At 68.5% G+C, this 20807-nt stretch carries 19 protein-coding genes; 5 read left to right on the forward strand and 14 right to left on the reverse strand.

Annotation, left to right across the window (positions count from 1 at the left end; genetic code table 11):
- Window positions 1-209 precede the first annotated feature (209 nt).
- Together AB0M65_RS25625 and AB0M65_RS25630 are read right to left on the reverse strand one after the other, a co-directional pair.
- Entirely contained in the window at window positions 210-1151 is a 942-nt protein-coding gene (locus AB0M65_RS25625; protein ID WP_364032359.1) for a CobD/CbiB family cobalamin biosynthesis protein, read from the reverse strand.
- 52 nt (window positions 1152-1203) lie between these two features.
- On the reverse strand, window positions 1204-1899 hold the full coding sequence (locus AB0M65_RS25630) for an FCD domain-containing protein (protein ID WP_364032362.1): 696 nt from the start codon (window positions 1897-1899) through the stop codon (window positions 1204-1206).
- A gap of 102 nt (window positions 1900-2001) precedes the next feature.
- Between AB0M65_RS25630 and AB0M65_RS25635 the strand changes: the two genes are divergently transcribed.
- The 4 genes from AB0M65_RS25635 to AB0M65_RS25650 are packed head-to-tail and all read left to right on the forward strand — an operon-like array spanning window position 2002 to window position 4757.
- Window positions 2002-2496, forward strand: coding sequence for a gluconokinase (locus AB0M65_RS25635; RefSeq protein WP_364032365.1), 495 nt, complete (start codon window positions 2002-2004; stop codon window positions 2494-2496).
- A complete protein-coding gene (locus tag AB0M65_RS25640) occupies window positions 2493-3860 on the forward strand; it encodes a gluconate:H+ symporter (protein WP_364032368.1) in 1368 nt (455 codons plus the stop codon). The genes AB0M65_RS25635 and AB0M65_RS25640 overlap by 4 nt, the downstream gene beginning before the upstream one ends.
- Window positions 3861-3906: 46 nt before the next feature.
- Window positions 3907-4236, forward strand: coding sequence for a metalloregulator ArsR/SmtB family transcription factor (locus AB0M65_RS25645; protein ID WP_364032371.1), 330 nt, complete (start codon window positions 3907-3909; stop codon window positions 4234-4236).
- On the forward strand, window positions 4233-4757 hold the full coding sequence (locus AB0M65_RS25650) for an SRPBCC family protein (RefSeq protein ID WP_364032373.1): 525 nt from the start codon (window positions 4233-4235) through the stop codon (window positions 4755-4757). Before AB0M65_RS25645 ends, AB0M65_RS25650 begins: the two co-directional genes overlap by 4 nt.
- A gap of 86 nt (window positions 4758-4843) precedes the next feature.
- Here the strand turns inward: AB0M65_RS25650 and AB0M65_RS25655 are convergent, their stop codons facing one another.
- From AB0M65_RS25655 to AB0M65_RS25710, 12 genes are all read right to left on the reverse strand, one after another.
- A complete protein-coding gene (locus AB0M65_RS25655) occupies window positions 4844-5848 on the reverse strand; it encodes a BadF/BadG/BcrA/BcrD ATPase family protein (protein ID WP_364032376.1) in 1005 nt (334 codons plus the stop codon).
- The gene (locus AB0M65_RS25660; RefSeq protein WP_364032379.1) at window positions 5833-7098 is read right to left on the reverse strand and encodes a 6-phospho-beta-glucosidase; all 1266 of its coding nucleotides are present in this window, start codon (window positions 7096-7098) and stop codon (window positions 5833-5835) included. Before AB0M65_RS25660 ends, AB0M65_RS25655 begins: the two co-directional genes overlap by 16 nt.
- Window positions 7095-7988: a carbohydrate ABC transporter permease gene (locus AB0M65_RS25665; protein WP_364032382.1), complete on the reverse strand. Its 894-nt coding sequence runs from the start codon at window positions 7986-7988 to the stop codon at window positions 7095-7097. The genes AB0M65_RS25660 and AB0M65_RS25665 overlap by 4 nt, the downstream gene beginning before the upstream one ends.
- Window positions 7985-8974, reverse strand: a complete 990-nt coding sequence (locus AB0M65_RS25670; protein WP_364032385.1) for a sugar ABC transporter permease — start codon at window positions 8972-8974, stop codon at window positions 7985-7987. Before AB0M65_RS25670 ends, AB0M65_RS25665 begins: the two co-directional genes overlap by 4 nt.
- 4 nt (window positions 8975-8978) lie before the next feature.
- Window positions 8979-10361 (reverse strand): ABC transporter substrate-binding protein, encoded by a 1383-nt coding sequence (locus AB0M65_RS25675; RefSeq protein ID WP_364032388.1) that lies wholly within the window; start codon window positions 10359-10361, stop codon window positions 8979-8981.
- Window positions 10362-10371: 10 nt separating this feature from the next.
- A complete protein-coding gene (locus AB0M65_RS25680; RefSeq protein ID WP_364032409.1) occupies window positions 10372-11622 on the reverse strand; it encodes an ROK family transcriptional regulator in 1251 nt (416 codons plus the stop codon).
- Between the two features lie 304 nt (window positions 11623-11926).
- Entirely contained in the window at window positions 11927-12946 is a 1020-nt protein-coding gene (gene nudC, locus AB0M65_RS25685; protein WP_364032391.1) for an NAD(+) diphosphatase, read from the reverse strand.
- Entirely contained in the window at window positions 12946-14322 is a 1377-nt protein-coding gene (locus AB0M65_RS25690; protein WP_364032394.1) for a pitrilysin family protein, read from the reverse strand. The genes nudC and AB0M65_RS25690 overlap by 1 nt, the downstream gene beginning before the upstream one ends.
- Window positions 14319-15623 carry a pitrilysin family protein gene (locus AB0M65_RS25695; RefSeq protein WP_364032397.1) on the reverse strand — a complete coding sequence of 435 codons (1305 nt, stop codon included), beginning with the start codon at window positions 15621-15623 and terminating at the stop codon, window positions 14319-14321. Before AB0M65_RS25695 ends, AB0M65_RS25690 begins: the two co-directional genes overlap by 4 nt.
- A gap of 21 nt (window positions 15624-15644) precedes the next feature.
- The gene (locus AB0M65_RS25700; protein WP_364032400.1) at window positions 15645-17240 is read right to left on the reverse strand and encodes a DUF2207 domain-containing protein; all 1596 of its coding nucleotides are present in this window, start codon (window positions 17238-17240) and stop codon (window positions 15645-15647) included.
- 79 nt (window positions 17241-17319) lie between these two features.
- Complete coding sequence (locus tag AB0M65_RS25705; protein WP_364032412.1) at window positions 17320-19089, reverse strand: DUF2207 domain-containing protein; 1770 nt, start codon at window positions 19087-19089, stop codon at window positions 17320-17322.
- A gap of 25 nt (window positions 19090-19114) precedes the next feature.
- Window positions 19115-19474, reverse strand: coding sequence for a hypothetical protein (locus AB0M65_RS25710; RefSeq protein ID WP_364032403.1), 360 nt, complete (start codon window positions 19472-19474; stop codon window positions 19115-19117).
- Window positions 19475-19545: 71 nt separating this feature from the next.
- On the opposite strand from AB0M65_RS25710, the gene AB0M65_RS25715 reads away from it, so the two are divergent.
- Window positions 19546-20676: a neutral zinc metallopeptidase gene (locus AB0M65_RS25715; RefSeq protein ID WP_364032406.1), complete on the forward strand. Its 1131-nt coding sequence runs from the start codon at window positions 19546-19548 to the stop codon at window positions 20674-20676.
- The last annotated feature ends 131 nt before the right edge of the window (window positions 20677-20807 follow it).

The following is a 20807-nucleotide window of genomic DNA, read 5'->3' on the forward strand; positions in this document are numbered from 1 at the left end:
GACCCACGCCTCACCGTCGCTGTGCCGCCCACCTGAAGTACATGAAGGCCTCCTTCCTTGCGCCTAGCGCAAGGAAGGAGGCCTTCATGTACTTGGGATGAGGCCTTCACGCACCCCGTTCCGGCCCTCTTGCTCTCTTTCCGCAGGTCAAGGGCCCCGGCGATAGCAAAGGTCCCTTGCTCCCCCCGCCGTCAGAGCCGTCAGAGCCGTCAGCGACCCCGCCGCCGAAACCCCACCAGCACCGCCAGCACCACCGAGCTGATCGCGCCCAGCCACCCGACCACTCGCGAAAGCTCCACCGCTCGCGTCACGTGCCCGGCGTCGGGGTTGCGGCCGATGCCGAGCACCGGCAGTTCCTCGACGCCGTGCGGGTACACCGTCCGCCCGCCGACACGGATCTCCAGCGCCCCGGCGAACGCGGCCTCGACGCGGCCGGCGTTCGGGCTCGGGTGGGCGGTCGTGTCCCGTCGCCAGGCGCGCCACGCGCCGCCTGCCGAGCCGCCGACGACCGGGGCGGCGAGCACGGTCAGCCCGGCGGCGACCCGCGTGGGCACGAGGTGGACGATCTCGTCCAGCCGCGCGACGAACCAGCGGTAGCGCTCGGGCCGCCCCCGGCCGATGCTGCGCAGGAGGCTGATCGCCCGCGAGCCCAGCAGGCCCGGCGCCCCGGCCAGCGCGCCCCAGATCAGCGGCGCGATGACGACGTCCGCGGTGTTCTCGGCGAGTGTTTCGATCGAAGCACGTGAGAGCCCGATGACGCCGAGGTCGTCGGCGACTCGTGGGTCCAGTGTGGACAGTGTGCCGCGCGCGGTCTCGAGTTCGCCTTCTTCGAGATCGCGCGCCAGTGACGTGCCGTGTGCGGCGAGACCGGCGGCGCCGAGTACGGCCCAGGTGGTCACCGCGGTCGTGGTTGCCTGCAGAACGGGACTGCGCCGCCCGGCGTGTTCGGCGAGGACACCCGCCAGTACGGCGGAACCGGCGAGACCGCCGGTCCACAGGACGCCGACCGCGGGGTGTTTCGACCGGACCTGCTCGTCCACCGCCGAGGCCGCCCGCGCGAACGCCGCCACCGGCCGCCGCGATCGGGGATCCCCGATCGCTCCGTCCGCCGCCACCCCCAACACCAAGCCGATCGCGCGTGCCGCGCTCACCGTCGCCCCCTGCCTGCAGTCCCTCGAATGACCTGCAGAGATTACTCGAAGATCATCCGTCCAAGAGGACGGCCATCTCGTCCCGCGCCTGGATGACGATGTCGCGCATCGCGCGTTCGGCCCGGTCAGCGTCCCCGGCGTCGACCGCCGCCGCGACTTCGACGTGCAGGGCGACGGCCTCGGGCTGCGGCTCCTCCGGCATCAGCCCGTGCCCGGTGCGCCCGGCGAGCACTTCGGCGACAACTGCGGAAAGCTGTCCGAACATCGGATTCCGCGACGCGGCGAGCAGCAGGTCGTGGAAAGCGATGTCGTGGTCCAGGAACGTCGAAAGGTCCCGCCGGTGCGCCGTCTCCTCCAGCCTCGTCGCCAGCGCACGGAGACGGCCGCCTTCCTCCGGCGTCGCCCGCAGCGCGGCGAACCGGGCCGCGCTCGGCTCGACGGCGGAGCGCAACTCGGTCAGCGTGCGCAGCGCGGTCTTCCGTTCGCTCCCGTCGAGCTGCCAGCGAAGCAGCCTCGGGTCGTAGTGGTTCCACTCCCGCGGTTCACGCACGGTCACCCCGACACGGCGCTTGCTGGTGGTCAGGCACATCGTCTCCAGCACCCGCACGACCTCGCGCGCCACCGTGCGAGACGCACCGAAGCGTTCCTGCAGCTCTTCGGACCGCAGCACCGAACCCGGCGGGAGTTCCCCGTTCGCGATCGCGGAGCCGAGCGCGTCGAGCACTTCGGCATGCCTGTCGTTGCCCACTTACCGACCTTACCGCTCTGATTCGATTAAGTAGTACTTCATATTGCATAAGTAGTACTTTTGAGTTGTACTCGTCCCGGCACAACGACGTGGGAGGTACGGATGACGGTCATCGTGGTGATGGGTGTTTCCGGCTCGGGCAAGACGACCGTGGGCACGGCCTTGGCCGAGCGGCTCGGTGTCGACTACGCGGAAGCGGACACGTTCCATCCGCAGGCCAACATCGACAAGATGAGCTCCGGCCACCCGCTGAACGACGAAGACCGGCAGCCGTGGCTCGCAGCCATCGCCGACTGGATTCGCGAGCACCAGGATTCCGGCGGCGTCGTCACGTCCTCCGCGCTCAAGTACCGCTACCGCGACGTCCTGCGCAGTGGCGGGAAGGTCTGGTTCCTGCACCTCCACGGCGATCGCGCACTGCTCGCCTGCCGGATGGCCACCCGCTCCGGGCATTTCATGCCGGTGTCCCTTTTGGACTCCCAGCTCGCCGACCTCGAACCGTTGCAGCCGGACGAATTCGGCCTCGTCGCCGATATCGCGAAGACACCGGACGAGATCGTCAACATCAGCCTCTCCGCCTTCAAGGATCGCGCATGACCACCACCCTCGCCGCCGCCTGGACCGGACACGACACGCGCCTCATCGGCGCGACGGTGCTCGCCATCGCCGTGATCGTCGTCCTCATAACCAAGGCGAAACAGCATCCGTTCCTGGCACTGATCCTCGGTTCCGGCGTGCTCGGGCTCGTCGGCGGGATGCCGGTGGACAAGCTGATCAAGAGCTTCAGCTCCGGCGTCGGCTCGACGGTCGCCTCGGTCGGCGTGCTGATCGCGCTCGGCGCGATGCTCGGCAAACTGCTCGCCGACTCCGGCGGCGCGGATCAGATCGTCGACACCATCCTGCGCCGCGCGGGCGACCGCGCCCTGCCGTGGGCGATGGCACTGGTCGCCGTGCTGATCGGGCTGCCGATGTTCTTCGAGATCGGCCTCGTCATGCTGATCCCGGTCATCCTGCTTGTCGCGAAGCGGACCGGGAAATCGTTGATGCTGCTGGGAATCCCGGCACTCGCCGGACTCTCGGTGCTGCACGGCCTCGTCCCGCCGCACCCCGGCCCGCTCGCCGCGGCCGGCGCGCTGAACGCGAACATCGGCCTCACCCTTGCCTTCGGCCTGCTCGTCGCGATCCCGACGGTGATCATCGCCGGACCGCTGTTCGGCAGGCTGGCCGCGAAGATGGTCCCGGACGCCGTGGCCCCGGAACGGCTGGTCCCGGAGTCGTCCTTCGAGGACGGCCGCCGTCCCGGGTTCCTCGCGACGCTGTCCACCGTGCTGCTGCCGGTGGTGCTGATGATGGGCAAGGCACTCGCGGACATCCTGCTGGACAAGGAAAACCACGTCCGCCGCGTGCTCGACTTCATCGGCGACCCGCTGGTCGCGCTGCTCGCCGCCGTCCTGCTCGGCATGCTCACACTCGGCCGCCCCGCGGGCTTCACCCGCGACAAGTTGGCGTCCACCGTGGCCGATTCGCTGCCGCCGATCGCCGGGATCCTGCTCATCGTCGGTGCGGGCGGCGGGTTCAAGCAGACCCTCGTCGACGCCGGGGTCGGCAACGTCATCACCGGCCTGGCCACCGGCGCGAACTTGTCGCCACTGCTGCTCGGCTGGCTGGTCGCGGTCGCGATCCGGCTCGCCACCGGCTCCGCGACGGTCGCCACCGTCTCCGCCGCCGGTATCGTGGCGCCGCTCGCGGCGACCATGGACCCGTCGCACAGCGCACTGCTGGTGCTCGCGATCGGCGCCGGGTCGCTCTTCTTCTCCCACGTCAACGACGCCGGGTTCTGGCTGGTCAAGGAGTACTTCGGGCTTTCGGTCGGGCAGACGCTGAAGAGCTGGTCGATCATGGAGACGGTCATCTCCGTGGTCGCGATCGCGCTGATCCTGCCGCTGGGCGCCCTCCTGTAGAAGTCACCGGTTGACATGTGACCTTTTGGTCACCTATGCTTTCGACGTGCCCGACGACGACCTGGTTTTCAAGGCGCTGGCCGATCCGACCCGCCGGTTCCTGCTCGACCAGTTGTTCGCGCGTGACGGCCGCACGCTGACCGAACTCGAGTCCGAAGTGGACATGAGCCGGTTCGGCGTGATGAAGCATTTGAAACTGCTGGAAGAAGCCGGACTTGTCGTCACGCGCAAGGAGGGCCGGGAGAAGCTGCATTTCCTCAACCCGGTTCCGATCCGGCAGATCCACGACCGGTGGATAGACAAATTCACCGAGCACAACGTGACCGCGTTGCTCGACCTCAAAGCCGAACTCGAAACCGAGGAGCCACCGTCATGACCGAAACCAAGGTCGCCACCACCCAGGTCTACCGCGTCTACATCAAGGCGACCCCGGAGAAGATCTGGGACGCCATCACGAAGCCCGAGTGGACCCAGAAGTATGGCTACAGCGGCCTCGTCGACTACGATCTGAAGCCGGGTGGCAAGCACGCCACCCACCCCACGCCGGACTACGTCCAAGCCGGATTCACCAACGACCTCGTCGACGGCGAAGTGCTCGAAGTCGATCCTCCGCGCAAGCTGGTCATCACCTGGAAGCTGCTGATGGACCCGTCCTTCGACAAGGAGCCGTACACCAAGCTCACCTACGAGATCGAAGAGACGAAGGCCGCGGGCACCCGGCTGACCGTCACCCACGACGTCACCGACGCGCCGACGACGGCCGCGCTGGTCAACGGCTCGCAGGAGGACACCAACGCCGGACCGGGCGAGAACGCCGGTGGTGGCTGGAGCTGGATCCTCTCGGACCTCAAGTCGCTGCTGGAGACCGACGCGCCGCTGGCCCCGGCCGCTTCCTGACGCTCCCGGGACCCGAAGTGTCAGGAAAGGGTCTTTCAGGACAAAAATTGTCCTGAAAGACCCTTTCCTGACACGCGCTACTTCCTTCAGACCCGCTTGGTGGCAGCCTTCAGTGCGGCCTTGGCGGTAACGGGCGCGCCGATCGTGTCCAGTGCGAACAAAGCGGCGCCGACGACGGGGGCGACGTCGACCACCTGGACCGAAGCACGCGGAGCCACCTTCAGGCACCGGCGCTCGATTTCCGCGATCACCTGCGTGCCGACGCCGGTCAGCACTCCCCCGCCGAGGATGACTTCGGGCGCCTCCTCGGTCAGTTCGAGCCGCCGCAGGATGACCGCGACCAGCACGGCCACCTCCTCGACGAAGCGGGTGACGACGTCCTGCGCCACCTCGTCACCGCCGGCCGCGACGGCGAACAGCAGCGGGCACAGTCCGTGGATCGAATCGGAGTGCAGGTCCTCGAAGTGCAGGCGCTGCACCACTTCCAGTACCGAAGACGCCTCGAAATGCGTGGCGACGGCGGCCTGCAAAGCCGTGCTCGGGCCCCGGCCGTCCTCGGCGCGGACTGCCCACCACAACGCCTCCTCGCCGAGCCGGTAGCCGCCGCCCCAGTCGCCGGAGATCTTGCCCAGCGCCGGAAACCGATGCTCGCGGCCGTCGGCGCTGACACCCGCGCCGTTGATCCCGGCGCCGCACACCACCGCCACGCCGTTGCCGTCGGAACTGCCTGCCCGCAGCAGCGCGAGCGTGTCGTTGCCGACGGTCAGCGTGTCACTCCAGCCGCGTGCGGCCAGCGCCGCATGCAGGATTTCTTCCTCTTGCGGGAAATCCAGCCCCGCGAGGTAGGCCGACGTATGTGTCGCGAACGGACGTTCATCGGGAATCCCTGCTCCGCGAAGGGCTTCCAGTACCAGGTCCTCCAATGCGCGGACGCTGGCGTCGACCCCGATGTTCTGCGGGGACGCACCCGGACCACGCGACTGCCCGAGCACCCGGCCGTCCAGTGAGACGATCAGGACGTCGGTTTTGCTGTTGCCGCCGTCGATCGCGACGACGACGTCCCGTGAGCCGGCCGTCATGCCCCCGCCCACGGCAGGAACTGGCGATTGATCCGCACCAGCGTATCCGCGAGCTGATCGGCCTTGGTGTACTGGCCGATCAGCGGATGCGCGAGCAGCGCGTCGGCCACCCGGTCGCGACCACCCTTGATCGCCGCCTCCAGCGCCAAATGCTCGTACGCGGTCACCCCGGCGATGAGCCCGGCGAACCGCTGCTCCACCGGCGCCTGCGGGATCGGGCGAGGACCCTTACCGTCCACAAGGGACGGAACCTCGATGACGGCGTCGTCCGGCAGGAAGTCGAAAGTGCCTTCGTTGCGGACATTCACGACGTGCTCCTCCGCCGGACCACCCGAGGTGAGCGCGTGCACGAGCTGCACCGCGGCCTCGGAATAGTAAGCACCGCCTCGCTTTTCCAGCTGCTCCGGTTTGGTCACTACCTCCGGGTCGAGGTACACCTTGAGCAGTTCCTCTTCGACGTCGCTGACGACGTCCGCACGCGGCCGCTCGGTGCGCTGCTTCACAACCTGCTCGTCGTGCCCGTAGTAGTACTTCAGGTAATACGAGGGCACGACGTTCATCCGCCGCATCCATTCGACCGGCGCGGTGACATGCTCGCCGAGGAATTCCGCGTGCTCCGCCAGCAGTTCCGGCAGCCGGTCCTCGCCGTTGACGAATACCTTTCGTTCCCAGCTCAGGTGATTGAGCCCGGTGTGCACGAGTTTGACGTCGTCGATGCCTTCGCCGAGCAGGTGCGCGAACGTGCGCTGGAGGTGGATCGCGACGTTGCACAGCCCGACGGCGCGGTGCCCCTCGTTCAGCAGCGCGCGAGTGACGATGCCGACCGGGTTGGTGAAGTTGACGATCCAGGTGTCGTCCCCGGCGACTTTCCGGACCCTGTCGGCGATGTCAAGCACCACCGGCACGGTGCGCAGTGCCTTCGCGAGGCCGCCCGCGCCCGTCGTTTCCTGCCCGACACAACCACAGGCGTGCGGGAACGTCTCGTCTCCGCGCCGCGCGCGCTGCCCGCCGACCCGCAACTGGATCAGCACCGCCGACGCGCCCTCGACGCCCTCTTCGAGGTTGGCGGTGGTGCGGACCCGCGCCGGATGCCCGGCGTGGTTCAGCAACCGGTTGCTGAAGTCACCGACCGCCTCCACCCGGTAGGCGTCCGGATCGATCAGCACGATCTCGTCGACGTCCAAAGTGGACCGCCGTCCGGCGATCCCGTCGATCAGTTCGGGCGTGTACGTGGACCCACCACCGACGACTGCCAGTTTCATCCCTTGACCCCTGTGAATGTGACGCCCTTGACGAAGGACTTCTGTGCGAACACGAACAGCACGATCACCGGCAGCATGATCAGCGCGGTGGCCGCCATGGTGAGGTTCCACTCGACGTGATGCATTCCGCGGAACGACGCGATGGCCAGCGAAAGCGGCCAGCTGTCCCGGGTCTCCCCGGTATAGAGCAGCGGACCGAAATAGTCGTTCCAGGTGAACAGGAAACAGAACATCGCGGTCGCCGCGATCCCCGGTTTCGCCATCGGGATCAGCACCTTGATCATCGCCTGGAACTCGTTGCAGCCGTCGATCTTCGCCGCTTCGAGGTAGTCCTTCGGAATGGTGAGGAAGAACTGCCGCAGCAGGAAGATCGAGAACGCGTCGAAGAAGAAGTACGGCACGATCAGCGGAACCAGCGTCCCGGTGAACCCGAGCCGCACCCACAGGTCGTACAGCGGCACGACGGTGACCTGCGGGGGCAGCATCATCGCGGCCACGGTGAGCATGAAGAACAGGTTCTGCCCGCGGAACCTCAGCTTCGAAAGCGCGTATGCCGCCGGGATCGCCGAAATGAGCGCCCCAAGTGTTGCCAGCGTCGAATAGAGCATGCTGTTGCCGAAGTACTGCAACAGCGGCGCCTTTTCGAACACCTCGATGAAGTTCTCGAAGTGCCATTCCTTCGGCCAGAAGTTCGACGAAAGCGCCTGTTCGCTGGACATCACCGCGGTGAGGAACACGAACACGATGGGCAGCATGAAGATCACCCCCATCGCGATCCCCAGGCTGTGCGTGGCGATCCAATACAGCTTTTTGTCCCACTGGCGCCGCACCCGCACTCTCGGCGGTTCGGTCACCGGTTCCCGCCTGCGGGTCTCCGAAAGCGTGATCATCCGCCTTCCTCCTGGTGCTGGGACTTACGCAGCTGCCGGACCAGAATCCAGGTGAACCCGGCCGAAACGATGAACAGCAGAACCGCCATCGCCGCCGCGTAACCCATGTTGAAGTACCGGAAACCCTGGACGTACAACCAGACCGGATAGGTCAGCGTCGAGTTCTGTGGCGCACCGATGAATCTCGTGTTGCCGGCGACGTCGGCCGCGCCCGCGGCCGCCGAACCCGCGACGATCGCCTGTGTGAAGAACTGCAACGCGAAGATCATCGAGTTGACGACGCCGAACAGCAGCACCGGCGAGATCGACGGGAGCGTGACATGCCAGAACCGGCGGACCGGACCGGCGCCGTCGAGCTGGGCGGCCTCGTACTGTTCCTGCGGCACGTCGAGCAGTGCCGCCAGGATGATGATCATCAGCTCACCCGAACCCCACATCACCAGCAGGGTCAGCGCGGGTTTCGACATGCCCGGGTCGTTGAACCACAGGCCGCCGTCGACGCCGACCGACCGCAGGAACGCGTTGACCGGGCCGTATTCCGGGTTGAACAAGAACACGAACGCCAGGGTCGCCGCGGCGGGCGGGGCCAGCGAAGGCAGGTAGCAGAGCGTCCGCACCAGGCCGACGCCCGACTTGAGCCGGGAGATGATCGACGCCGTGCCGAGGGCGAACACCACCCGGCAGAACGTCAGGACGATCACCAGCCACAGCGTGTTGTACGCGGCGGTGCCGACCAGCGGCTCACTGGTGAACATCCGGATGTAGTTGTCGAAGCCGATGAATTCGGGCGGGTTGATCAGGTCGTAGCGGGTGAACGAGTAGTACACCGTGGCGATCAGCGGGTAGCCGAAGAAGATCAGGAACCCGAGCATCGCCGGTGCGATGAAGTAGAAGATCGTGCGACGGCGGCGCGCTGCGTTCCCCTTCCGCGTCCGGCTGGACGCGGAAGGGGAACCGGCCGCCCTGGAATCCAGGGTCGATGTCATGCGATCAGCCGCCGGCGCGTTTCTGGGCCAGCTCGTCGTTGATCTGAGCGTCGACCTGTTTCAGACCCGCGGCCATGTCGGGAATGTTGCCCGCCTGCCACTTCTCGGCGAAGTCGTTGACGGCCTTGAGGTGTGCGTCGCCGATCGGGGTCGACGGGTTCGGCAGCAGCTTCCCGCCGTTGTACAGATCGAGGAACGTCTTGAACTCGGGGTTCACCTCGAGCTTCGGGTCGGTCAGCGCGGCCTTGGTGCTCGGCACGTTCTTGAGCCCGTTCGACAGATCGACCAGGGTCGCGGTGTCGAGGGTGACCTGCTTGATCAGTTCCCAAGCCGCGCCGGGGTTCTTGGCACCCTTGGGGATCGCGATGATCGTGCCCGTGGTGAACGCGCCGCCGTAGCGGTCGGGCTTGCTGTCGAGCACCGGCGGGGCCGCGGTGCCGAACTTCAGGTCCGGCGTCTGGTCCTTGATGAACGCGGTCCGGTATTCGCCGTCGATCATCATCGCGAGCTTGCCGCGCTGGAAACCGTGGTCCGCCGAGTACTCCTCGCCGAGACCGGCCTTGAACTGCTCGACCTTGGCGTGGCCGCCATAGAAGTCGACGAGCTGCTTCTGGAAGTCGAACATCGCCTTCCACTCGGGGCTGTCGGCGAGATGCGACTGGCCGTCCGGGCCGAGGTAGGAGGCGCCGAAGTTCGGAGCCCAGTACTGCGCGAAGTTGGCGTAGAACGGCATCGACGGCATGAACCCGGCGACCTTGATCGAGCCGTCCGGGTTGAACTCGGTCAGCTTCTTGGTGGCCTCGAACAGTTCCGCGGTCGTCTTCGGCGGCGAGGTGACGCCCTTCGCCGCGAACATGTCCTTGTTGTAATAGAAGCCGTAGACGTCGGCGAGCATCGGCATGGCGCACCGCTTGCCCTGGTACTCGGTGTAACTGCGGACCGCGTCGGGGATCTGCGTCAGATCGACCTTGTCGCGTTCGATGTAGGGCTTGAGATCCTGGAAACTGCCCGTGGAACACCACGCGCCGAGGTTGTCGGTGAAGAACGAGATCGCCACGTCCGGCGGGTTGCCACCGCGGATGGACTGGGTGATCTTGTCGTCGTCCTGCTGGCCTTCGTGCTTGATCTCGATGTTCGGGAACTTCGCCTTGAGCTTGTTGAGCCCGGCGGTGACCACGTTGTACTCGCGATCGGTGAACTTGCTGTAGACGGTCAGCGTGAGCTTCGCGTCCGCGGCGGGTGCGGCCGCCGCGTCACCCGCCCCGCCTGCCGGGCCGCTCGCGGCGCCCGAACAAGCGGACAGCAGTGCCGCGACGCTGACCGCGCCGAGCACCATCGAGCCGCGCCAACGGCGGCCACTTCTGGAAACCTGGGTCGTGGAACTCATGACCCTCCTCCTAGTTGGTTGGGGCGGGAGACGGTGGTTCTGTTCGTGAATCCGGGATAGCCACGATCGGATGGGGCTCTCCCGCCCCGGACCGGCGAGGCCCGAGGAGCGAGGGGGTGTTGACGCCGAAGACGTCCCTGCGGACGGTGGCGAGGGCGGATTGAAGGGCGCCCGCGCGCACCGCGTTGCCCTGTACCGAAGCGACACCGACCGGCGTGCGCGGCAGGACCAGTTCGTGGAGCCTTCGCGCGACCAGTGCGGCGAATTCGTCGCCACCGGCGCGGCTGGTGTCACCTGAAAGCAGGACGAGTTCGGGATCGACGACGGCGATCAGGTTGGCCGCTCCGCCCGCGACGCGGCGGGCGAGGTCGTCGAGGAAGTCTTCGGCGCCGGTTCCGCGGGCCTTGGTGACGGCGTCCGCGCCGGTCTCGGCCTCGATGCCGTACGCGGCGGCCAGCCCGACGACGGCGGGCGACGCGACGAGGTCACCGAAACGGTCCCCCTCGCGAGGCTTTTTGTTCGGCGTGGCAAGGGAAGCCGGGTCGGGGACGCGCATCCAGTCGATCTCGCCACCGCCGCCGGTCGCGCCACGCAGCAAGCGCCGCCCGACCACCACCGCGCCGCCGACGCCGTCGCTGAGCCAGATCATCACGAAGTCGTGGAGGCCGACCGCCTGGCCGACGGTCATTTCCACGATCGCGACGAGGTTGACGTCGTTCTCGATGGTGACTTCGACACCGAGTTCCTGGCTGAGCCTGGTCGGCACGTCGAAGCCGAGCCAGCCGGGGATGTGCGGCGCCGAGGAAAGCAGGCCGGTGCGCGGGTCGAAGGCACCCTGCGCGCCGATGACGACGTGACGGAGGTCAGTGGCGGCGAAACCGGCTTCGCCCGCCACGTGGGTGAGCGCCGTGCCGAAGGTGCCGACGACGTCCGCGCCCTTGTGGACGGGCAGCGGGACCTGGTACTCCGCGAGCACCGCGCCCGTGACGTCGGCGACGACGAAGTCCGCGATATGGGGCGTGAGATCCACGGCCGCGACGTAGGCGAGACCGCCGTTGACCGCCCACAGCTGCGCCCGCGGCCCGCGTCCCCCGCCGCGGACGCCCGCCTTGCTGACGACGTCGTCCTGTTCGAGGCGGGTGAGCAGCTGCGCGGTGGCAGGCTTCGAGAGACCGATCGCGACTTCGAGCTCGGAGCGCGTCATCGGACCCTCCCGCAGGAGGACCTCGATGGCCGCGCGATCGTTGATCTCGCGCAGCATTCGCGGACTGCCGGCTCGCACGTGGAATCGCCCTCGACTTCGTTAGGAAACTTTACAGACGGTTTCCGGGGACTGTAGTGAGCCGAACCACAGTCGTCAACGGGCCTGGGAAACGGGGAGGTAACGCTTGGGATGTTCCGCACAGCGGGTACAGGTACCGCTGCGGAGGGTGCCTACGCGGCAAGACCTACGTCCTGAATGGTCCCGCGTAACCCGGCAAGTACATGAAGGCCCCCTTCCTTGCGCTAGCCGCAAGGAAGGGGGCCTTCATGTACTTCTGGGTCGTTCTAACGACCCAGATCACTCACGACTGAACGCCTGCCCAGGCCGCCAGCATCACGCGCGCGATGGACGAGTTCCCCGGCAGCACCAGCTCCCGGGTGCCCCCGGCGATCGGCGTCGGCACGGCGCCCGCGTTCCGCAGCCGGCTGTTCGCGAACGCGGCCCGTACCTCCGCGCGCGAAACCCAGAACGCCTCTTCGATCTCGTCCTCGGCGGGAATCAGCGGAGCGGAGATGTCGGCACGCGCGGTGAAGCCGAGCATGATCGACCGCGGGAACGGCCACGGCTGGCTGCCGAGATAACGCACATCGCGCACCTCGACGCCGACCTCTTCGCGGATCTCCCGCTCGACACAACCTTCGAGCGACTCCCCCGCCTCGACGAACCCGGCGAGGACCGAGTACCGGTTCGGCGGCCAGATCGGCTGCCGTGCCAGGAGGACGTGCTCGCCGTTGACACCGGCGTCGTCGTGGACGAGGCAGATCACCGCGGGGTCGGTGCGCGGGTACTCCTCCCGGCCGCAGCCGGTGCATTTGCTCGCCCAGCCCAGCTGGACCAGCTCGGTCGCGCTTCCGCAGCGCGTGCAGAACTTCGCCTGGTGTCCCCAGTTCCGCAGCCCCTGCGCGGTGGTGAACAACCCGGCCGACGCGTCGTCGAGCAGGTCACCGTAACCACGCAGGTCGACCCAGATCTCACCCGCGTGCCGCGGAACCGCCTCGACGACACCCCAGCTACCCGCCATCTCGACGGTCTCGGTCTCCCCGGCGGGGCTGCCGGGCAGCGACCAGAAGTCGGTGCCCTGCCACTCCCCGAGGAAGACCGCGTCGTCGGGCGGCTCGGCGCCGAAGTCCTGCGTCTTGCGGGTCGCCAGCGTGCCGGAACCCTCCACCACCGGGGTACGCGAGTGCTCGTCGAGCAGCACGACACGCGCGTCCGGCCAGCGGGCGAAGAGCCTGTCCGGGTTGGTGCGCAAGGATTCCTGACGGTCCGCCGTGGAGCGCGAAAGCGTCGGGAGCGCCCCCAACCCGAACGGCCGCTCCATCAGGACGGCTCCCCGACGGTCACGTCACCCAGCGCCTTCAGCTTCGGCGCGAGGACAACGGCGTCGCCGACGACGACCCCGGTGAACCGCTGCGGTGCGAAGAACTCCAGCGCGGCGTTCGCGACGTCTTCCTCGGTGACCGCGGCGAGCCGCCCCGGGTGCCCGGCAAGCCATTCGGCGCCCAGCCCGGTCGCGGCGAGCGCGGCCAGTTGCGCGGCGAGCCCACCCTGCGACGACGCCGCCGTCACCAGCGAACCGATCGCGTACTGCCGCACCGACTCGACCTCGTCGGCGGTCGGCGGCACGAGACCGAGCCTTGCCAGCTCGTATCGCGTCTCCAGCAACGCGGCCGCGGTCGCGTCGGTCGCGGTGTCCGCGTCGACGTTCACCACGGCGGTCTGGTCGGTGAACTCGAAACCGGAGTGGGCACTGTAGGTGTAACCCTTGTCCTCACGGATGTTCTCGACCAGCCGCGACGAGAAGTACCCGCCGTACGCGAGGTTCGCCAGCTGCAGCGCGGCGTAGCGCGGGTCCGTGCGCGGCACGGTCTGCGCGGAAAGCCGGATCTGCGACTGGACGGCACCCGCGCGGGGCACGAGCAGGACGTTGCCGCCTTCGAGGTCGGGCAGCGCGGGCAGGCGGAGGGCGGAGCGGTCCGAAGCCCAGCCGCCGAGCGCCTTCTCCAGGTCGCCGATGATGGTCTGCGGGTCGATGTCGCCGACGATCACGAGCACGGATCCCCGCGGCAGCACCGAAGCCTGATGCAGTGCGCGCACCTGCTCCGGCGTCACGACGGCGACATCCTCGGCCTGCGGTACCTCACGCACGGCGGGGTGGTTGCCGTAGCGGTGCTTCTGCAGTGCCTCGCGGGCGATCGTCCGCGGCTGGGTGCGGGAGACGGCGATCCGCTCGATCAGCCGTTCGCGTTCCCGCTCGACCTCGGCGCCGGCGTACGACGCGCCGGTGAGCGCGTCGGCGAGGACGTCGAGCATCGTCGGCAGGCCGTCGGCCAGTCCGGTGCCGGTGATGGCCAGCCGCTCCGGGTCGACGCCGGACGCCAGGTCGCCGCCGATCAGCGCCAGGTCGGCGTCGATCTCGATGCGGTCGCGGCGGGCGGTGCCGGTCAGCAGGGTCTCGGCCAGCACTTCGGCGGTCGCCGGGTGCAGTGCGTCGTCACCGGCGAACGGGATCCACATCCGCAGCTCGACCAGCGGCACGGTGGCCTTGCGGACGGCGAGCACGCGCAGCCCGTTGGTCAGCGTGGTGTCCACATGGGACAGATCGGCGGCGGCGCGCCGCGTCCCCAGCGGCGGGACCGGCCGCGGCCCGGCGGCCGTGCGGCCGATCTCCTCGGCGGTGCGGTGCGGTGCGCTCACTGCTCGGTACCTTCCTGGTCTGAAGATCCACTACCCGGGCGGACGACGAGCACGGCGCGCGAGTCCGGCCGCAGTGCCTTCGCCGCCGCCGAAACGGCTTCCCCGGTGACCGCCGAAATCTTCTCGGCGAGCCGGTACACCAGCGACGCGTCGCCGTACAGCAGCTCGAACGAGCCGAGGGCGAGCGTCCGGGACACCAGCTTGTCGTGCTCGGAGTGCAGGCTCGCGGCCCAGCGCGCGGTGACCTTCTTGATCTCCTGCTCGTCCGGCGGCGTGGCCGCCAGCTTCTCCAGCTCGTCGTCCAGCGCGGTGAGGACCTGGTCGGTGCTCACGTCCGGTGGGTGGATCGCGGTGATGGTGAACGTGTCCGGGTCGCGTGCCTCGAACGGGCCGAACAGCCCGGCACCGGCGCCGATGTCGACGACCAGCGGCTCGCGGTGCACCAGGCGCTGCTGCAACCGGGAACCGTCGCCGTCGGTCAGCACGCCGGCGAGCACGAGGTTCGCCAGGTAGCCGTCGAGGTCGTTGACCGGATCCGGCATGCGGTAGCCGAGTGCGACCGCGGGCAGCGGGGCGTGCGGGTCCACATGCTCGCCACGCAGCTCGCCGTCCGGGACGGGCTCGGCGAACGACGGACGCTCGGGAGCGGGCCGGTGCGGGACATCGCCGAAGTGCTTCTCGATCAGCTCGCGGGCCTCATCGACGGTGAAGTCACCGGCGACGGTCAGCACCGCGTTCGCGGGCGAGTAGTAGGTGTCGAAGAAGGCCGCGCAGTCGTCCAGGCTGGCCTGTTCGAGATCCTCGAAGCCGCCGTAACCGTTGTGCGCGTTGGGGAACGTGGAATACAGCACCGGCGGGAGCAGGATCCACGGGAACCCGCCGTACGGCCGGTTCAGCACGTTGAGGCGGATCTCCTCCTTGACCACGTCGATCTGGTTGGCCAGGTTCTCCTGCGTCAGCTTCGGCGCCCGCATCCTGTCCGCTTCGAGGAACAGTGCGCGCTCGAGAGCCGCGGCGGGGAGCACCTCGAAGTAGTCCGTGTAGTCCGGATGGGTGGACCCGTTGAAGCTGCCACCACTCGACTGGACGTACCTAAAATGCGCGAGCTTCTCCAGGCTCTCGCTGCCCTGGAACATCAAATGCTCGAAGAGGTGCGCGAAACCGGTGCGCCCTTCGGGCTCGGAACGGAAGCCCACGTCATAGTGGACGCTGACACCCACCACCGGAGCGGTCGCGTCGGGCGCGAGCACCACGCGCAGACCGTTGTCGAGGGTGAATCGGACAAGCTCGGGATCGGCCATACGCACCACCCTACGGGCTAGTCAGGCCTTCAGGCGACGGCCCTCGCGGGTCGCGGCGAAGGTTCCTACGAGTGCGGCCGTGAACTCGCTCACCCGCCCGATGGCCACCTCTTCGACGCCTTCCCTGCCGTACCAGTAGATCTTGGGCGGACCCTTCAGCTCGGCGAAGGTGGCGACCCAGTGTTCTTGTTCGCCGAGAGCGAGCGCGTAAGGCAGTGCCCGCGAAAGGAGTACCTCGCGTTCGAGCTTCGGGACAGCACTCGCCTTGGTCGCCAGCAGCACGTCACGGACGCCGAGCAGCCGACGGTGCAGCGCGACCCCGGCGCCGGTGCGCACCGGCAGCCACCGGGCGGCGACGGCGAGTACCGCGCCCGCCGCGATCACGATCAGGCCGAGTTGTGCGTAACCGACCGTCAGTGTCAGCAAGGCGGTGAGGAACACGCCGTAGAAGCAGACACGCAGGCCGACGCGGGTGAGTCTTCCGGGCAGCCGCGAGTACCAGCCGCGCTCGACGACGCCGTCGTACAGCTCACCGCGTACCGTCGCGATCCCGATCCGCGCGGACTGGATCTCCGACAGCAGCACCGACTCGCGTTCCTCCGGCAGCAGGACGTCGGACACCGCGCGTTCGAAGGCGGTGAGCTGCTCGTCCGGCGGGTTGCGGCGGACCAGCCGCCAGTCGGTCAGCTCACCGGGCTCCTCGCTCACCCACAGGTAGTTCCGGACCGCGAGGTCGACGACGGTAGCCGCCAGGTCGACGGCGTCGGCATGACCCGAAAGAACGGTCCCGGCCTGTCCCGGCAGTACGCCGTCGGGTGACGCGAACGCGGCCTGGTCATCCTTCCCGGTGAGCAGCCGGACTGGGAGTGCGCCACCCGGGTGCTTGTCCCGCCGTCGCAAGAGACCGAGAGCCACCGCGGCCGCGACCACCGCGAGCGTGAAACCACCCCATGCCCAGCCGACCGGAGCGGTGAGCACGAAAGCACCCGCGAAGGTCTTCGACGGCTCCAGTCGCGCGTTCGCCGGGACGGTGCCGCCGGGAAGCTCGACCGAGACCTCCATCCGCTGTCCCGCGGGGAGGTTCTGCTGGCTGAACCGGGTCAGTCCGGAATGGGCGATCTGGGCGGTGCCGCAGCGACTCCGGCTTCCCTCGGGACCGGCGTAACAGGTGACGGCGTTCGGGACGACCGGCGCGGCGAAACTCGCGCGCACGAGTTCGAGCCGGGTGTCCCAGCCACCCGCGAGCTGCCAGCCGACCCGCAGGAGGCCGTCGGCTTCGGCGACCGCACCGTCCACTGTGTACCGGATGACCGAGGTACCGCCCATGAGCCGCAGAACGAATTCGCCGTCGGTCAGCTCGGAATTGCCCGCGCCTTCGATGACGACGTCGCGGATGCCGATGATCCGATCGCGGTCGCGCGGGGCGGCCGTGCGCAACGGGACGCGGCGCGTCATCGTCGTTTCGCTCGGCACGGACACCGCTTCGACGACCGAGAGGGCGCCGTCGCGTTCCACCTTGAGCGAGATCTCCGCACTGTTGGGGAGCGCGGGCAACTGCGGCTCGCCCTGCGCCCGTGCCGGTACCGCCCCCAGCACCAGCAGAACGAGCGCCACCATCAACACGCAAGTAGTCCTCTTGTTGCGGTAGTTGCGCGTGCAAGGACCGCAACAAGAGGACGAAACGCGGGAGTTCACGTCAGACGGGGACCGGTTCCGGGCGGATCGAGCGCAGGTGCCCGGATTCGGCGAGCAGACCGTCCAAAGCGGACAGGAACGACGGCAGACGCGCGGCGAACCGGCGCAGATCGCGGTCGCCTTCGAGACCGCCGAACCAGTACAGCCCGGCGGAACCGTCCGCCGACGGGTCGAGCCCTTCGAACGTCCGGAGCCAGTGCTCGGTGTCGCCGAGCACGATCGCGTAAGGCAGCGACCGCGAGAACACCATTTCCCGGTCTGCCAAGGGAAGGTCGTCGACCTTCACCGTATGCAGGTACTCGAGCAGGCCTCGCACCTGGCCGACCAGCCGCCTGCCGCGTGAAGTCCTCGGCGGCACCCAGGACGCGCCAAGCAACGCGGCGACACCGGCGAGCGCGACCGCGACGCCGAGCAGCGCGTGCCCGGCGGTGAAGGTCAGCACCACGGTGCCCACGAGACCGAGCGCGACGAGGCCCATTCCCGCCAAGGTGAGCTTGCTCTTTCCCTTGTCCGGACGGCGCGAGAACCAGCCCTTGTGGACGACGTCCGCGTACATCGCCTCACCGGCGACGCGGAGATCAACGGTGCCGCGGCCCCGAAGTTCCGACAACAGCACGGAATCGGTGCCCTCGGGCAGGATCGCGGTGTAGATCTCGCGTTCGAAGGCGAGGAGGTGCTCGTCCGGTGCGTTGCGGCGCGCGATCTGCCAGTCGACGGTGCCGGCACCGCGGATTTCGGCGATCCACAGGTAGTTCCGGACCGCGAGGTCGACCACCGTGCCACTGACGTCCACGACGTCGACCGTCTCGTCGACGACGGTGCCGACTTGTCCTGGCAGGACGCCGTCCGGGGAAGCGAAGGACACTCGGTCGCCGTCACGCATGAGGACGTCGACAGGGCCGGTGCCCGCCGTCAGCGCGCCCCGATCGCGACGGCGCGTCAACCAGATGGCGAGCGCACCCAAGATGAGGAACAGGGCCAAGGCCCCGAAACCGATTCCGGTGAGCGTGGTGAGGGCGAAGGCGCCGCCGACCGAGGCGATCTGCTCGAACCGCGCGTTCACCGGCACAGTGCCCGCCGGGAGCCCGACGGCGAGGTCGACCCGCTCCCCGGCCGCGAGCTTGTCCTGCTCGATACGGACGACGCCGCTGTGGTCCGTTTCCGCGAGGGAACACTGCCTGTCCGAACCGAGCGGCCCGGCGAAACAGTCCACTGTGGGCATTTCGCGTGTCGGCGCACTGAACGAAGCGGACACTCGGGACAGTTCGCCGTCCCAGCCACTCGCGACCTGCCAGCGCACCTGCTCCGCGCCGTTGACGGCGGCGACCGCTCCGTCCACTTTGTACTTGAGGGTGGCTTCTCCGCCGTCGAAGGTGACGACGAGCTGCTCGGGGTTCAGCTCCGTCTTTCCCGCACCCTCGACCGAGGCGTCACGAATCCCGTAGACGCGGTCCTGCTCTTCACCGGCGGGAACCCGCAACGGAATCCGGCGCACCAGATGCTGTCCACCTGGGACGGTCACCTTCTCCGTGATCGACACCGAACCGTCGCGTTCCACCTTGACCGCGACGTTCGTGGCGGCGCCGGCAGGCGGCTGCAGCAGGCCGAGCTGCCCGCGCGCGCCGAGCGGTGGCGGCTTCGGCAGCTGGGGCGCGTTGGTCAGCGACGGGCCCGCGCCGGGCGCCTCCGGAACGTTCGTTTCCGACGGCGGGGCCATCAAGGCCGAGCTCGCCGCGACGGCCACGACCGCCGTCCCCCATTTCGTCAACACAGCCACACACTCTAGGGCAGCCGATCTATGCTGACCGCCGAAACGCCGAAACCGCTACCTGGGTGAACGGCGTTGCCGACCGCATGGGGGATCCACTCGATGAACCAGCAGCCGCCCGGCCCGCCTGATCCGCGGCGCCGGCCGACTCCGCCACCCACTCCACCGCCGCCACCGCCTCGGCCGCCTCAGGGTGGCCGTCCGCTGCCGCCGCCGGGCGCGCGTCCGCTGCCGCCGCGAGGTGGGCCGCAGGGCAGGCCGCCGGTGCCGCCGCCGAACCGGACGGGCTCCGGTGGTGGCCCGGTCCCGCCCGGACGTCCCGGGCAGGCGGGTTCTGGTTCGCCTGGGCAGCCGGGTCCGGGTCGGCCACCGTTCTCACCCCCGGCATCGACCCCACCGCCGTTCCGGCCGGGCCCCCCGACCGGCGGGATACCGCTGCCCCCGCCGGGCGCGGCCCCCTTGCCGCCACCGCGGATCGGCGCGCCGGTCCCGTTCCAGCCCGGCGCCGTCGGCCCGCCGCGGTTGCCTTACGGACCGCGTTTCACGCAACCCGCGTTCACTCCCTATGGGGGATATCGCGCGAAGAAGTCGAACGGCGGTGTCATCGCGGCCGTCGCGATCGTGGCCGTGATGGCGGTGATGGGTGGGCTGATCATGGTGATCGCCATCGCGAACAGCGGCGGCTCGCACCACGTCGCGGATGCCGGTTACACGACCAATGCGTACCCGGCCACGTCCTCTTCGGACACTTCGACGACGACCACGTCGAGTGCTACGTCGACGACCACCGGTTCGCGTGATTCGCGCGCCACGCGGGAGACGTCGACGGGTTCGAGCCGTGAGACCTCGGCCAGCCAGGCCCCGTCGGGCCCGCAGGCACAGCACAAGCTGGCGGACAACCCACTGTGGCTCGGCTCCGGCGTCGGGCTGCCGAACCAGGCGTGCGCCCTGTCGCGCTGGGCCAACAACGCGAACGCGTCGTCGGCGTTCTTCGAGAGCGCGCGGCCGTGTCTGGACAACGTGTGGCAGCAGGTCATGAGCTACTCGAAACTGCCTTTTCGGGCGCCGACCGTGAAATACCCGTCCGGCAAGAATTGGTCCAGCCCATGCGGTGACGCCGGCAAGGGCTGGGCGGCGTTCTACTGTTCGCAGAACGAGACGCTGTATATGCCTTACGAAGGCCTGCAGGTCGACCAGTACGGGAACAAGCCCGGGGTCTACCTGGCCGTCTTCGCGCACGAATACGGGCATCACATCCAGGCGCTCTCCGGTGTCATGGAGGCGTACTGGGACGCGCGATACGACGCGGGGGTCGACTCGGCGACGGGCCTGGAAATGTCGCGGCGGAACGAACTTTCAGCGCAATGTCTTTCCGGGACGTTCCTTGGCTCGACGGTGGGCCGCGGCGGCTCGGTCGACCAAGCGATGTACCGCGACGCGTGGGGATCGCAGGACCGCGGCGACCACAACGGCGGCCCGCGCGACCACGGCTCCGACGCGCACGCGATCTCGTGGTGGCAGCACGGCGCGCAGAAGAACCGGATGGCGCAGTGCAACACGTGGGCGGCGAACTCCTCCGACGTATCCTGACTCACGCCCTCCAAGTACATGAAGGCCCCCTTCCTTGCGCCTGATCTGCTTCCCCAGCTTGCCGAGCTGGTCCAGTACGCCGTCGAGACGTTCGGAGGGGACGACGACGTTGATCGTCGCGCGCGTCTCCT

It is taken from the genome of Amycolatopsis sp. NPDC051071, from assembly GCF_040682875.1.
GTDB lineage: Bacteria > Actinomycetota > Actinomycetes > Mycobacteriales > Pseudonocardiaceae > Amycolatopsis.

What these genes read in the sequence shown, in the direction of transcription:
- AB0M65_RS25670 (WP_364032385.1), bottom strand. Translation starts at nt 8,974, where the DNA reads ATGACATCGACCCTGGATTCCAGGGCGGCCGGTTCCCCTTCCGCGTCC.
- AB0M65_RS25660 (WP_364032379.1), bottom strand. Translation starts at nt 7,098, where the DNA reads ATGAAACTGGCAGTCGTCGGTGGTGGGTCCACGTACACGCCCGAACTG.
- AB0M65_RS25695 (WP_364032397.1), bottom strand. Translation starts at nt 15,623, where the DNA reads ATGGCCGATCCCGAGCTTGTCCGATTCACCCTCGACAACGGTCTGCGC.
- AB0M65_RS25710 (WP_364032403.1), bottom strand. Translation starts at nt 19,474, where the DNA reads ATGCCGGGGGTGAGAACGGTGGCCGACCCGGACCCGGCTGCCCAGGCG.
- AB0M65_RS25700 (WP_364032400.1), bottom strand. Translation starts at nt 17,240, where the DNA reads ATGGTGGCGCTCGTTCTGCTGGTGCTGGGGGCGGTACCGGCACGGGCG.
- nudC (WP_364032391.1), bottom strand. Translation starts at nt 12,946, where the DNA reads ATGGAGCGGCCGTTCGGGTTGGGGGCGCTCCCGACGCTTTCGCGCTCC.
- AB0M65_RS25640 (WP_364032368.1), top strand. Translation starts at nt 2,493, where the DNA reads ATGACCACCACCCTCGCCGCCGCCTGGACCGGACACGACACGCGCCTC.
- AB0M65_RS25675 (WP_364032388.1), bottom strand. Translation starts at nt 10,361, where the DNA reads ATGAGTTCCACGACCCAGGTTTCCAGAAGTGGCCGCCGTTGGCGCGGC.
- AB0M65_RS25650 (WP_364032373.1), top strand. Translation starts at nt 4,233, where the DNA reads ATGACCGAAACCAAGGTCGCCACCACCCAGGTCTACCGCGTCTACATC.
- AB0M65_RS25665 (WP_364032382.1), bottom strand. Translation starts at nt 7,988, where the DNA reads ATGATCACGCTTTCGGAGACCCGCAGGCGGGAACCGGTGACCGAACCG.
- AB0M65_RS25680 (WP_364032409.1), bottom strand. Translation starts at nt 11,622, where the DNA reads ATGCTGCGCGAGATCAACGATCGCGCGGCCATCGAGGTCCTCCTGCGG.
- AB0M65_RS25635 (WP_364032365.1), top strand. Translation starts at nt 2,002, where the DNA reads ATGACGGTCATCGTGGTGATGGGTGTTTCCGGCTCGGGCAAGACGACC.